Below are 13,573 nucleotides of genomic sequence, written 5' to 3'. Positions count from 1 at the left end.
CTCACGGCCTGTGACTCAGGGCGTGAGATCGGGTATTATCGCCGGTAGTTTTGCCGCCCGCACGGTCGGTACGCAGATTGAGGATTCACGATTAATGAGCGATATGGCAGAGCGCCTTGCGCTGCATGAATTTACGGAAAATGCTTACCTGAACTATTCCATGTACGTCATCATGGACAGGGCGTTGCCGTTTATTGGCGATGGTCTGAAGCCGGTCCAGCGTCGCATCGTTTATGCGATGTCTGAGCTGGGGCTGAACGCCAGCGCGAAGTTCAAAAAGTCCGCCCGCACCGTGGGTGATGTGCTGGGTAAATATCACCCGCACGGCGATAGCGCATGCTATGAAGCTATGGTGCTGATGGCGCAGCCATTCTCCTACCGCTACCCGCTGGTGGATGGGCAGGGGAACTGGGGGGCGCCGGACGATCCTAAATCCTTCGCCGCGATGCGTTATACCGAATCCCGTTTGTCGAAGTATGCGGAACTGCTGCTGGGCGAACTGGGGCAGGGAACCGTCGACTGGGTGCCGAACTTCGACGGGACGATGCAGGAGCCGAAAATGCTGCCTGCGCGTCTGCCGAATATTCTGCTGAACGGCACTACCGGCATCGCCGTCGGTATGGCAACCGATATTCCTCCGCACAACCTGCGTGAAGTGGCGCAGGCGGCGATTACCCTGATCGAAAAACCGCAGACCTCGCTCGACGAACTGCTGGATATCGTTCACGGACCCGACTACCCGACCGAAGCCGAAATCATTACTCCACGCGCGGAGATCCGCAAAATCTACCAGAACGGCCGCGGTTCGGTGCGGATGCGCGCGGTATGGAAAAAAGAGGACGGCGCGGTCGTGATTACGGCGTTGCCGCATCAGGTTTCCGGTGCCCGCGTGCTGGAGCAAATTGCCGCTCAGATGCGCAACAAAAAGCTGCCGATGGTTGACGATCTGCGCGATGAGTCGGACCACGAAAACCCGACTCGCCTGGTGATCGTCCCGCGTTCGAATCGCGTGGATATGGAACAGGTGATGAATCATCTGTTCGCGACCACCGATCTTGAAAAAAGCTATCGCATCAACCTGAACATGATCGGCCTCGACAACCGTCCGGCGGTGAAAAACCTGCTGGAGATCCTCGCGGAGTGGCTGACCTTCCGCCGCGACACCGTGCGTCGTCGTCTGAACTACCGCCTGGAGAAAGTGCTCAAGCGTCTGCACATCCTCGAAGGTTTGCTGGTCGCGTTCCTCAACATCGATGAAGTGATTGAAATTATCCGCCACGAGGATGAACCGAAGCCGGCCCTGATGTCGCGTTTTGGCATCAGCGAAACCCAGGCGGAAGCGATCCTTGAGCTGAAACTGCGTCACCTCGCCCGACTGGAAGAGATGAAGATCCGCGGCGAGCAGAGCGATCTGGAAAAAGAGCGCGATCAGCTGCAGGCGATTCTGGCCTCTGAACGGAAGATGAACAACCTGCTGAAGAAAGAGCTGCAGGCCGATGCCGAAACCTTCGGCGACGATCGTCGTTCACCGCTGCGCGAGCGCGAAGAAGCAAAAGCGATGAGCGAGCACGACATGCTGCCGTCTGAACCGGTGACCATCGTACTGTCGCAAATGGGCTGGGTGCGAAGCGCCAAAGGCCACGATATTGACGCGCAGGGCCTGAGCTATAAAGCGGGCGATAGCTGGAAGGCGTCGTCGAAAGGCAAGAGCAACCAGCCGGTGGTGTTTATTGATACCACCGGGCGTAGCTACGCCATCGATCCTATTACGCTGCCGTCGGCACGCGGTCAGGGCGAGCCGATTACCGGCAAACTGACGCTACCGCCGGGCGCCAGCGTTGAACATATGCTGATGGAAAGCGACGATCGCAAGCTGCTGATGGCCTCCGACGCCGGCTACGGTTTCGTCTGTACCTTTAACGATCTGGTAGCGCGCAACCGCGCAGGCAAGGCGCTGATTACGTTGCCAGATAACGCGCGCGTCATGGCGCCGCTGGTGATTGAAGATGATTCAGACATGCTGCTGGCGATCACCGCTGCCGGACGCATGCTGATGTTCCCGGTCAGCGACTTACCGCAGCTGTCGAAAGGTAAGGGGAATAAGATTATCAATATTCCGTCGGCGGAAGCGGCTTCCGGTCAGGATGGCCTGGCGCACTTGTTCGTGCTGCCGCCGCAGAGCACGCTGACTATCCACGTCGGGAAGCGCAAGATTAAACTGCGTCCCGAAGAGCTGCAAAAAGTCACCGGTGAGCGCGGTCGTCGCGGCTCGCTGATGCGCGGACTGCAGAAAATCGATCGTGTGGAAATCGATTCACCGCGTCGGGCATCGTCGGCGGGCGATAGCGAAGAGTAAGATGAGCCTCCCCTGCTATCCGGTAGGGGAGGCTAAATTTTGCCGCAAAATCGTTGTTTATTCAGGTGTTGCGATTAACAATAGGCGCAAAATCATTCAAGATACGTCGGGGCGGCCAGCAAATGACCCCCGACGCCTGCAATCTGCTAAACAGCGAGTCAGTACCCTATACACGTGAGCGGCGCTTAAATGCCACGGCGAGCGTGTCAGGCGTGTCGTGCACGTGCGGTCACGATGTACCGGGCGATATTGCCGTTCGCGCGCATACGAGCTGAAGTTTAACGGGTATCATTCTAAGCGGTTTGGGTTTTAGAGGTAGCTATGCTATTTATTTTTCGACTAATTGTTGTTGTTATTTATTGTCTCTTTGTGTGCATATTTGGCTGTATTTACTGCTTGTTCAGCCCGCGTAATCCTAAACACGTGGCCACCTTCGGGCATCTGTTTGGCCGACTCTCTCCGCTATTCGGCCTGAAGGTAGAAACGCGTAAGCCTGCTGATGCAGAGAGCTATGGCAATGCGATCTACATCGCTAACCATCAGAACAACTATGATATGGTGACGGCATCAAATATCGTACAGCCGCCGACCGTGACCGTGGGTAAAAAGAGCCTGGTGTGGATCCCGTTTTTTGGTCTGCTCTACTGGTTGACGGGGAACCTGCTGATTGACCGAAATAACCGGGCGAAAGCGCATGGCACTATCTCGCAGGTCGTCAATACGTTTAAAAAACGCAAAATCTCTTTCTGGATGTTCCCGGAAGGTACGCGCAGCCGCGGCCGCGGTTTGCTCCCCTTTAAAACCGGCGCTTTCCACGCGGCTATTGCCGCTGGCGTACCGATTATTCCGGTGTGCGTTTCCAATACATCGAATAAAATTAACCTCAATCGCCTGAACAATGGTTTGGTGATTGTCGAAATGCTGCCGCCGGTCGATACCAGCCAGTTTGGTAAAGAGGGCGTACGTGCGCTGGCAACGCACTGCCGCGAGCTGATGGCGGCGAAGATTGAAGAGCTGGATCGCGAAGTTGCTGAGCGCGAAGCGGCGGCAAAGAAATAAACCAGGAACTGCCGCGATAGCGCGAGCACAGGGCTAGCGGGAAACGAATTCCCTTTTTGATGAGTTAGTATTCCATGGAGTTAATATGTCACTCAGTCGGCGTCAGTTTATTAAGGCTTCAGGCGTAGCGCTGTGCGCGGGAGCCGTGCCGCTGAACGCACATGCCGCCGGCCAGCAGCCAGCCTTGCCGGTTCCACCGCTGCTGGAATCCCGCCGCGGTCAGCCGCTGTTTTTAACTCTGCAGCGGGCGCACTGGTCATTTACCCCGGGAACGCGCGCCTCGGTATGGGGTGTGAACGGCCGCTATCTCGGGCCGACGATCCGCGTGTGGAATGGCGATGATGTTAAGCTCATTTACAGCAACCGCCTGACGGAAAACGTCGCCATGACCATTCGGGGCCTGCAGGTTCCCGGTCCGCTGATTGGCGGCGCGGCGCGAATGATGTCGCCGAACGCTGACTGGGCGCCGGTGCTGCCGATTCGCCAGAGTGCCGCCACGCTGTGGTATCAGGCGAATACCCCGAACCATATGTCCAGACAGGTCTATAACGGTCTGGCGGGTATGTGGCTGGTGGAAGATGAAATCAGCAAAAACCTCCCGGTTCCTAATCACTATGGCGTGGATGACTTCCCGGTGATTATTCAGGACAAGCGGCTGGATAATTTCGGTTCGCCGGAATACAGCGAGCCCGGCAGCGGCGGTTTTGTCGGCGATACGCTGCTGGTAAACGGCGTACAGAGTCCGTATGTCGAAGTGTCACGCGGCTGGGTGCGCCTGCGTCTGCTGAACGCCTCTAACTCCCGCCGCTATCAGCTGCAGATGAGCGATGGCCGGCTGATACATGTCATCTCCGGCGACCAGGGCTTTTTACCCGCGCCGGTGTCGCTGAAACAGCTGTCGCTGGCCCCCGGCGAGCGGCGAGAAATTCTGGTGGATATGACCAACGGCGATGAGGTGTCGATTACCTGCGGCGAAGCGGCGAGCATCGTTGATCGTATCCGTGGCTTCTTCGAACCGTCGAGTATCCTGATTTCTACGCTGCTATTAACGTTGCGTCCAACGGGCCTGCTGCCGCTGGTCACCGATAGTCTGCCGGTGCGTTTGCTGCCGACGGAGTTCTTGTCCGGCACGCCGCTTCGCTCACGGGATATCTCTCTGGGCGACGATCCGGGCATTAACGGTAATCTGTGGGATCCGCAGCGTATTGATATCACCGCCCAGCAGGGCACCTGGGAGCGCTGGACGGTGCGCGCCGATCGGCCGCAGTCGTTCCATATCGAAGGGGTGATGTTCCAGGTGCGTAACGTGAACGGGTCCGCACCGTTCCCGGAGGATCGCGGCTGGAAAGATACCGTCTGGGTCGACGGGCAGGTGGAACTCCTGGTGTACTACGCGCAGCCTTCCTGGCCGCATTTCCCGTTCCAGTTCCTGAGCCAGACGCTGGAGCTTGCCGACCGGGGTTCAATTGGCCAGATGCTGGTCAATCCGGCGCCGTAATGCCTCATACCCTGACTGAATCGCGGTCAGGGTATAAGAAAATCTCCCTTCATTTCGATCATCGATCCGGCTTATAATCGCCGCCCTTTGATTATTTTTTTATCATTTTTTCCGGAAGCAATATGAGCGCAATATCCCTGATCCAACCGGATCGTGACCTTTTTTCCTGGCCGCAGTACTGGGCCGCCTGCTTTGGCCCGGCGCCATTTTTACCAATGTCACGCGAAGAGATGGATCAACTTGGCTGGGATAGCTGCGACATTATCCTGGTCACCGGCGATGCGTATGTCGACCATCCAAGCTTCGGAATGGCGATCTGCGGACGCATGCTGGAAGCGCAGGGATTCCGCGTCGGGATTATTTCCCAGCCTGACTGGAACAATAAAAATGACTTTATGCGCCTCGGCAAACCGAATCTGTTCTTCGGGGTCACCGCCGGCAATATGGACTCGATGATCAACCGCTACACCGCTGACCGTAAGCTGCGCCACGATGATGCTTATACCGCGGGCAATGTTGCCGGTAAACGTCCTGACCGCGCCACGCTGGTCTATACCCAGCGCTGTAAAGAAGCGTGGAAGGATGTCCCGGTTATCCTCGGGGGGATCGAGGCCAGCCTGCGTCGTACCGCGCATTATGATTACTGGTCTGATACCGTGCGCCGTTCGGTGCTGGTGGACTCGAAGGCCGATATGCTGATGTTCGGCAACGGCGAGCGTCCGCTGGTTGAAGTAGCGCATCGTCTGGCTGCCGGCGAGCCGATTGGTCAAATTCGCGACGTGCGTAATACCGCCATTATGGTCAAAGAGGCGCTGCCGGGCTGGAGCGGCGTGGACTCTACCCGTCTGGATACCCCGGGTAAAATTGACCCGATCCCGCACCCGTATGGCGAAGACCTGCCGTGCGCGGATAACAAAACCGTCGCGCCGCCAAAACAAGAAGCCAAACGCGTCACCGTTCAACCGCCGCGTCCGAAGCCGTGGGAAAAAACGTATGTCCTGCTGCCTTCCTTTGAGAAGGTGAAAGGGGACAAGGTGCTGTACGCCCACGCGTCACGTATTCTGCATCATGAGACCAACCCGGGCTGCGCGCGCGCGTTGATGCAAAAGCACGGCGAGCGTTATATCTGGGTTAACCCACCGGCGATCCCGCTGTCGACGGAAGAGATGGACAGCGTTTTTGCGCTGCCGTATAAGCGCGTCCCGCACCCGGCATATGGCGACAGCCGTATTCCGGCTTACGAAATGATTCGTTTCTCGATAAACATTATGCGCGGCTGTTTCGGCGGCTGTTCTTTCTGCTCCATCACCGAGCATGAAGGTCGCATCATTCAGAGCCGTTCCGAAGATTCTATCATCAACGAGATCGAAGCGATTCGCGACACGGTTCCCGGCTTTACTGGTGTTATCTCCGATCTTGGCGGTCCGACAGCCAACATGTATATGCTGCGCTGCAAGTCGCCGCGTGCGGAACAAACCTGTCGCCGTTTATCCTGCGTCTATCCGGATATCTGCCCGCACATGGATACCAACCATGAGCCAACGATCAATCTGTATCGTCGCGCCCGCGATCTGAAAGGGATTAAAAAAATCCTTATCGCCTCTGGTGTGCGCTATGACATCGCCGTCGAGGATCCGCGCTATATCAAAGAGCTGGCGACTCACCACGTTGGCGGCTATCTGAAGATTGCCCCGGAACATACGGAAGAAGGCCCGCTGTCAAAAATGATGAAGCCGGGTATGGGAAGCTATGACCGCTTTAAAGAGCTGTTCGATACCTATTCGAAGCAGGCGGGTAAAGAGCAGTACCTGATTCCGTACTTTATCTCTGCGCACCCGGGCACTCGCGACGAAGATATGGTGAACCTGGCCCTGTGGCTGAAAAAAAACCGTTTCCGTCTCGACCAGGTGCAGAACTTCTATCCGTCGCCGCTGGCCAACTCGACCACCATGTATTACACCGGCAAGAATCCGCTGGGTAAGATTGGCTATAAGAGTGAAGAGGTTGTGGTGCCGAAAGGCGACAAACAGCGCCGTCTGCATAAAGCGCTGCTGCGTTACCACGATCCGGCGAACTGGCCGCTGATTCGTCAGGCGCTGGAGAGCATGGGCAAGAAGCATCTGATTGGATCGCGCCGTGACTGTCTGGTTCCTGCACCAACGCTGGATGAGATGCGCGAAGCGCGTCGTCAGAACCGCAACACCCGCCCGGCGTTAACCAAACATACGCCCATTGTGCATCAGCGTTCGAACGCCGGGGAGACGGCGAAGAAGCCCGTAAAACGTGGCAAGGTTGCCAGCCGTTAAGTCTGTTGTATGGCCCGGTGGCGCTTAGCGGGCCGGTAAAAACGGTGAACCACAGGCCGGATCGGCGTTAGCGCCATCCGGCCTGTTTACGTTCTATCCGCCGAACTGATCAGGATCCGGCCCCAGACGTTTGTTCTGGTCCAGTTTTGCCATCTCACCCAGTTCGTCTTTATCGAGACGGAAATCCCAGACGTTGAAGTTCTCCGCAATACGTGCCGGCGTTACCGATTTCGGAATCACCACCAGCCCGTTGTCCAGGTGCCAGCGGATAACAATCTGCGCGGGCGTTTTACCGTATTTATCCGCGAGTTGGTGAACGATTTTTCGATCGAAAACGCCTTCTCCCCCTTGCGCCAGCGGACTCCAGGATTCCGTCTGAATTTTATGCGTGGCGTTCCAGGCATGAAGCTGACGTTGCTGGAGTAAAGGATGAAGCTCTACCTGGTTTATCACCGGCACGACGCCGGTTTCATCCAGCAGCCGCTGGAGATGATGCACCTGGAAGTTACAGACGCCGATGCTTTTGACCAGCCCCTCTTTTTGCAGCTCAACCATGCCTTTCCAGGCGTCAACATAGTGGTCAATTGCCGGAACCGGCCAGTGCATAAGATAGAGATCGACATAATCGAGCTGCAGCTTGCGCAGGCTCTCTTGCAGCGCTTCACGAGGGCGTTTTTGGTCGTCGTTCCACAGTTTAGTGGTGATAAACAGCTCATCGCGGGGGATGCCTGCGCTGCGCAACGCATTGCCGACACCGGTCTCATTTTGGTATGCGGCGGCGGTGTCAATAGAGCGATAACCGACTTCCAGCGCCTTATGAATGGCGGAGACGACTTCCTCGTTGCCTGCTTTCCACACGCCGAGACCCAGTTGTGGCATCAGGTTGCCGTCGTGCAGTTTTATAACGGTTGGATGTGTCATGCCTTCCTCCTGTTAATGAAACTCAGCGGTGTACATTCCGCTAAGGGGTAGCATTAAGTCTGGACGAAATAGCTAAAAACGGTAGTAAAACTCTTCTCCTTCCCGCAAGTTCGCGGCAAGAAGAAGAGAGGGATAAAGGGAAACTTAGCGTGCGGCCTCGTAAATCCGACGGCTGACCTCAAGGGTGATATCCTGATTTTCACCCAGCGCCGTCATGCCGTGTTCTTCCAGTTTAGCCAGTAACGCCGGGATAGAGCTACCGTCCAGACCGTAGTCGGAAAGACGGGTCGGTACGCCAAGCTGTTCGAAGAAGTTACGCGTCGCGGCGATAGCGGCATCGATACGTTCGTCTTCAGAACCCTCGGTAATATTCCAGACGCGAGCGGCATATTGCAGCAGTTTCGCGCGTTTAGTATCGCGTTTTTCATTCCACAATACTGGCAGCACGATGGCCAGCGTCTGGGCATGATCGAGGCCATGCATCGCGGTCAACTCGTGACCCAGCATGTGCGTTGCCCAGTCCTGGGGAACGCCAGCGCCGATCAGGCCGTTTAACGCCTGGGTCGCGGCCCACATAATATTGGCGCGAACGTCGTAATTTTCCGGCTCCTTCAGCGCTTTCGGACCCTCTTCAATCAGGGTCAGCAGAATGCCTTCGGCAAAGCGATCCTGAATTTTGCCATCAACCGGATAGGTAACGTACTGCTCAACGGTATGGACAAATGCGTCAACCACGCCGTTGGCCACCTGACGCGGCGGCAGGGTATAGGTGTAAACCGGATCGAGGATCGCAAACACCGGCTGGACATGAGCAGACATGAAGGCGCGTTTGTCGCCGGTGGTTTTACGTGAAACCACGGCACCTTTATTGGATTCGGAACCGGTTGCCGGCAGCGTCAGCACGGAGCCCATCGGGATCGCACTTTTCACATGGCTGCCGTAGGTTTCGAGAATTTCCCACGGATCGACGTTTTCGTCATAGTGCGCCGCTGCGGCGATGAATTTCGTGCCATCCAGTACCGAACCACCGCCGACGGCGAGCAGGAAGGTGACGTTTTGTTCACGGGCGATTTTCACCGCGTTCATCAGCGTTTCGTAAGAGGGGTTTGGTTCAATCCCGCCAAACTCCAGAACGTCGAAGCCGTTCAGGGCGTTGAGGACCTGATCGAGCACGCCGGTTTTCTTCACGCTGCCGCCGCCGTAGGTCACCAGAATCCGGGCATCCGCCGGGATTTGATCGCGCAGGTTATCGATGGCGCCTTTACCAAACAGGATGCGGGTTGGGGTATGTAGATCGAAATTGTTCATTATTCGTGCCCTCAAAAAAAGAAAACTGCCGACTGAGAGGATGCCTCGGCCAGATGACGGTCATTGTGGTCCTGTCGCCGGTTCCTCTCAATGCACATTCCTGCCGTTGTCTTGCCCATTTCTCCACTGAGCTGGAGAAAAGGCAGAAATATGCGCACAATGCAGAGGTGAAAAAACGTCTGGAGAAGCACCGAAAATGAACCGCGCCGAGATATGCCAGCTGTTGACAGAAAAGGTTAATGCACTGAAAGATAACGAAGAAAATCTTAGCTTGCTGCTGCCAGATATTCGTCTGTTGTACGGTACGCAGCCGGGTACCCGTACGCCGGTGATGTACCAGCCAGGCATTGTTTTTCTCTTTTCAGGTCATAAAATTGGCTACATCAATGAGCGGACTTTTCGCTATGACACCAATGAATATCTGCTGTTGACGGTACCGCTGCCGTTTGAGTGCGAGACCTTTGCGACGCCAGAGGTGCCGCTGGCGGGATTGCGCCTGAATGTGGATATTCTCCAGCTGCAGGAGCTGCTGATGGACATAGGCGAGGATGAGCTGTTTCAGCCGGCGATGGCCTCCAGCGGCATCAACTCGGCAGCCTTATCGGAGGAGATCCTGTGCGCGGCGGAAAGGCTGCTGGATGTGATGGAACGTCCGCTGGATGCGCGTATCCTCGGCAAACAGATTATCCGCGAGATCCTCTATCACGTGCTCACCGGGCCATGCGGCGGGGCGCTGCTGGCGCTGGTCAGCCGACAAACCCACTTCAGCCTGATTAGCCGTGTTCTGAAGCGCATTGAAAGCCAGTACACCGAAAACCTCAGCGTCGATCAGCTGGCGGCGGAAGCCAATATGAGCGTCTCGGCGTTTCATCATAATTTCAAATCGGTGACCAGCACCTCGCCACTGCAGTATCTCAAAAGCTATCGCTTACATAAGGCGCGGATGCTGATGATTCATGACGGGATGAAAGCCAGTGCCGCGGCGATGCGCGTCGGCTACGAGAGCGCGTCGCAGTTCAGCCGTGAGTTTAAACGCTACTTTGGCATGACGCCGGGAGAAGATGCGGCGCGGATCAGAATGATTCAGGGACTGTGACGGAGAAGGGCCGGGGTTTCATTCCCGGGAAGGCGGGCAGCGCCGCTCCCGGGAAGGTTCTGTCAGGCGTTACAGAATTTTTTCTTGATAACCACGACCACGGTACCCACCAGCCCGGCCACCAGCAGCGCGATTGGCAGAATCATCAGGCAGGTCATGACCTGGTCTTCATGTCGCTTCACGAACGGGATCATGCTGAGCGCATAGCCCAGACCGGTAACCACGCCGACCCACAGCAGCGCGCTGAGCCAGTTGAAGAACTGAAAGCGGCGGTTGGAGAGCCCGGAAATGCCGGCCATCGTTGGCAGCAGGGTGCGCACGAAGGCGAGGAAACGACCGGCCAGCAGCGCCAGAAGACCATGTTTATCAAACATACAGGTCGCGCGCTGATGGTACTTCTGCGGCAGATGGGCGAGCCAGCCTTTGACGGTTTCGGTATTGCCAAGCCAGCGCCCTTGCAGATAGCTCAGCCAGCAGCCAAGGCTGGCAGCGGCGGTAAGGATGGCAAGAGTCGGCACAAAGTCCATGACGCCTTTGGCTATGAGCGCGCCGGCGAGCAGCAGCAGGCTGTCCCCGGGTAAAAATGAAGCGGGTAGCAGACCGTTTTCCAGAAACAATGTCATGAACATGACCAGATATACAACGCCCACGACCTGGGGGTTTGCCAGCGCGGCAAAATCATGTTGCCACAGGGCGGCGACAATCTCTTGAATGACAACCATGGACTTTCCTAAGTGGTACCGTATTTTTGATTAGTGTACTCCTGAAGAGCCCCGAACACCTTGATCTCGGGCGCAACAACAGCGGCCGCCTTACGCAGAACGTCCGCTATTGTTGCCACTCGCTGTCACTTTACACGATACGGGAGAAGCCTGCCGCTAAATCCGCCAGCAGATCGTCAACATTTTCTAAACCGATATGGACGCGAATCAGCGTGCCGCTGAAATCGACTTCAGCTTCCGGACGAATTGAGGCGATTTGTTCCGGCTGATTAGCCAGAATCAGCGATTCAAAGCCGCCCCAGGAGTAGGCCATGCTGAACAAGCTGAAGTTGTCGAGATATGCAGCAAGCTCGGCGTCGGTCAGGCGCTTATTGAGGACAAAAGAGAACAGGCCGCTGCTGCCGGTAAAATCGCGCTTCCAGAACTCATGGCCCTTGCTGCCCGGTAGCGCAGGGTGGTTGACGCGCGCGACCTGCGGATGTTGCGCCAGCCATTCGGCGATACGCAGGCTGCTTTCGTGATGCTGACGCAGGCGGACGCCCAGGGTGCGCAGGCCGCGGCTGGTCATATAGGCGGTATCCGCATCGACCATTTGTCCCATCAGGTAGGCATTTTCCCGCAGCTGATCCCAACAGCGCGCGTTGGATACCGCGGTGCCGACCATCGCATCAGAGTGGCCTATCAGGTATTTCGTCCCGGCCTGGATGGAGATATCGACGCCAAAATCCAGCGCTTTAAACAGCACGCCGGCGGCCCAGGTGTTGTCGATCATGATAATCGCCTGCGGGGCAACGCGGCGTACGGCCGCAACGATTGCCGGAACGTCGTGCACTTCCATGGTGATAGAACCGGGTGACTCCAGGAACACCACTCGGGTGTTCGGCTGAATCTGGCGGGCGATATCGGCGCCAATCAGCGGATCGAACCAGCTGGTGGTTACGCCGAGCTTCGCGAGGATTTTAGTGCAAAAGTCCTGGCTGGGCTCATACGCGGTGTTGGTCATCAGGACATGGTCGCCCTGTTCAACGAAGGCCAGAATGGTATTGGCAACGGCTGCGGCGCCGCAGGGAAACAGCGCGCATCCGGCGCCACCTTCCAGTTCGCACATGGCTTCCTGTAGCGAAAAGTGGGTCAATGTCCCGCGACGGCCGTAAAACAGCTCGCCTTTTGCCCGGTTGCGGGTGGCGTGTTTTTTGGCTTCGACAGTCTCGAACACCAGCGATGAAGCCCGCTGAATCACGCTGTTGACCGAGCCCTGAGTATATTTTTTACTGCGCCCGGCATTGACCAGCGCGGTATCAAGATGTTTATCAGCCATGTTTTTTTTACCTGGTTTTATACGTCTGGACGTCTAAACTAGCATGAATGACTCAAGCTGTACCGGGGAATGGCCGATACGGGAAAAAATTTTGCGAAATCCGCGGTCGGCCACTTTTTTACTGCGTAAGCGCAAGGAATCTAAACGTGATTTGCTGCACAGTGTAAATACTAATGAGAACCACTATCAATTCGATGCTTTTTTGATATTATTGTGCTCAGATTTTGTGATTGACGTCCTGGAGATTCAGCGTGGGTAATAATTTGATGCAGGCGGACCTGTCCGTTTGGGGTATGTATCATCATGCCGATATTGTCGTTAAGGTCGTGATGATTGGCCTGATTTTGGCGTCGATAGTCACTTGGGCTATCTTTTTCGGCAAAGGTGCTGAAATCCTCTCCAGTAAGCGCCGCCTCAAGCGCGAACAGCAGCAGCTCAGCGATGCTCGTTCCCTCGATCAGGCCAGCGATATCGCAAACAGTTTCCACCCGAAAAGCTTAAGCACCCAGCTTATCAACGAAGCGCAGAACGAGCTGGTGCTCTCTGAAGGCGTCGAAGATAACGAAGGGATTAAAGAGCGTACCGGTTTCCGCCTTGAGCGTCGCGTGGCGTTCGTCGGCCGTTATATGGGCCGCGGCAACGGCTATCTGGCGACCATCGGGGCGATTTCCCCGTTCGTCGGCCTGTTTGGTACCGTCTGGGGTATCATGAACAGCTTTATCGGCATTGCGCAGACGCAGACGACTAACCTTGCGGTAGTTGCACCGGGCATCGCTGAAGCGCTGCTGGCGACCGCCATCGGCCTGTTTGCGGCGATTCCTGCCGTGGTTATCTATAACATTTTTGCCCGTATGATCGGCAGCTACAAAGCGTCGCTCGGCGATGTCGCCGCGCAGGTGCTGCTGCTGCAAAGCCGTGACCTGGATCTGAGCGCCAGCGGCGTAAAACCGGTCCGTACCGCGCAAAAATTACGAGTAGGTTAATGCTTT

The 13,573-nt window shown here is 56.3% G+C and carries 9 protein-coding genes and 1 pseudogene; 6 read left to right on the top strand and 4 right to left on the bottom strand.

From position 1 onward, the window contains the following. Positions 1 to 94 precede the first annotated feature (94 nt). The 4 genes and pseudogenes from parC to MC50_RS04795 all read left to right on the top strand — a co-directional run. Entirely contained in the window at positions 95 to 2,356 is a 2,262-nt protein-coding gene (parC, locus tag MC50_RS04810) for a DNA topoisomerase IV subunit A (RefSeq protein WP_032690689.1), read from the top strand. Between the two features lie 321 nt (positions 2,357 to 2,677). Further along, the gene (gene plsC, locus MC50_RS04805) at positions 2,678 to 3,415 is read left to right on the top strand and encodes a 1-acylglycerol-3-phosphate O-acyltransferase (protein WP_004867743.1); all 738 of its coding nucleotides are present in this window, start codon (positions 2,678 to 2,680) and stop codon (positions 3,413 to 3,415) included. 85 nt (positions 3,416 to 3,500) lie between these two features. Next, positions 3,501 to 4,913, top strand: coding sequence for a cell division protein FtsP (gene ftsP, locus MC50_RS04800; protein ID WP_047663508.1), 1,413 nt, complete (start codon positions 3,501 to 3,503; stop codon positions 4,911 to 4,913). A 33-nt stretch (positions 4,914 to 4,946) separates the two neighbouring features. Continuing rightward, positions 4,947 to 7,198 (top strand): annotated as a pseudogene (locus MC50_RS04795) (YgiQ family radical SAM protein); the annotation flags it as partial. Between the two features lie 114 nt (positions 7,199 to 7,312). Here MC50_RS04795 and dkgA read toward each other — a convergent pair. Together dkgA and yqhD are read right to left on the bottom strand one after the other, a co-directional pair. Beyond that, positions 7,313 to 8,140 (bottom strand): 2,5-didehydrogluconate reductase DkgA, encoded by an 828-nt coding sequence (gene dkgA / locus MC50_RS04790; RefSeq protein WP_032698769.1) that lies wholly within the window; start codon positions 8,138 to 8,140, stop codon positions 7,313 to 7,315. Positions 8,141 to 8,284: 144 nt separating this feature from the next. After that, a complete protein-coding gene (gene yqhD, locus MC50_RS04785; protein ID WP_032690692.1) occupies positions 8,285 to 9,448 on the bottom strand; it encodes an alcohol dehydrogenase in 1,164 nt (387 codons plus the stop codon). A gap of 196 nt (positions 9,449 to 9,644) precedes the next feature. On the opposite strand from yqhD, the gene MC50_RS04780 reads away from it, so the two are divergent. After that, positions 9,645 to 10,544 (top strand): AraC family transcriptional regulator, encoded by a 900-nt coding sequence (locus MC50_RS04780; RefSeq protein ID WP_032690693.1) that lies wholly within the window; start codon positions 9,645 to 9,647, stop codon positions 10,542 to 10,544. A 62-nt stretch (positions 10,545 to 10,606) separates the two neighbouring features. On the opposite strand, the gene yghB is transcribed toward MC50_RS04780, so the two are convergent. Further along, a complete protein-coding gene (gene yghB / locus MC50_RS04775; RefSeq protein ID WP_032690694.1) occupies positions 10,607 to 11,266 on the bottom strand; it encodes a DedA family general envelope maintenance protein YghB in 660 nt (219 codons plus the stop codon). 130 nt (positions 11,267 to 11,396) lie between these two features. Then, on the bottom strand, positions 11,397 to 12,584 hold the full coding sequence (metC, locus tag MC50_RS04770) for a cystathionine beta-lyase (RefSeq protein ID WP_032690695.1): 1,188 nt from the start codon (positions 12,582 to 12,584) through the stop codon (positions 11,397 to 11,399). Between the two features lie 251 nt (positions 12,585 to 12,835). Here metC and exbB point away from each other — a divergent pair, with 251 nt between their 5' ends. Next, a complete protein-coding gene (gene exbB, locus MC50_RS04760; protein WP_032690696.1) occupies positions 12,836 to 13,567 on the top strand; it encodes a tol-pal system-associated acyl-CoA thioesterase in 732 nt (243 codons plus the stop codon). Positions 13,568 to 13,573 lie beyond the last annotated feature (6 nt).

This window comes from Klebsiella planticola, assembly GCF_000783935.2.
GTDB classification, from domain to species: Bacteria; Pseudomonadota; Gammaproteobacteria; order Enterobacterales; family Enterobacteriaceae; genus Klebsiella; species Klebsiella planticola.
Note: the sequence above shows the minus strand (reverse complement) of the source record. Positions and strands in the feature narration are given on the sequence as shown.

What these genes read in the sequence shown, in the direction of transcription:
- dkgA (WP_032698769.1), bottom strand. Translation starts at nt 8,140, where the DNA reads ATGACACATCCAACCGTTATAAAACTGCACGACGGCAACCTGATGCCA.
- MC50_RS04780 (WP_032690693.1), top strand. Translation starts at nt 9,645, where the DNA reads ATGAACCGCGCCGAGATATGCCAGCTGTTGACAGAAAAGGTTAATGCA.
- yqhD (WP_032690692.1), bottom strand. Translation starts at nt 9,448, where the DNA reads ATGAACAATTTCGATCTACATACCCCAACCCGCATCCTGTTTGGTAAA.
- plsC (WP_004867743.1), top strand. Translation starts at nt 2,678, where the DNA reads ATGCTATTTATTTTTCGACTAATTGTTGTTGTTATTTATTGTCTCTTT.
- metC (WP_032690695.1), bottom strand. Translation starts at nt 12,584, where the DNA reads ATGGCTGATAAACATCTTGATACCGCGCTGGTCAATGCCGGGCGCAGT.
- yghB (WP_032690694.1), bottom strand. Translation starts at nt 11,266, where the DNA reads ATGGTTGTCATTCAAGAGATTGTCGCCGCCCTGTGGCAACATGATTTT.
- parC (WP_032690689.1), top strand. Translation starts at nt 95, where the DNA reads ATGAGCGATATGGCAGAGCGCCTTGCGCTGCATGAATTTACGGAAAAT.
- ftsP (WP_047663508.1), top strand. Translation starts at nt 3,501, where the DNA reads ATGTCACTCAGTCGGCGTCAGTTTATTAAGGCTTCAGGCGTAGCGCTG.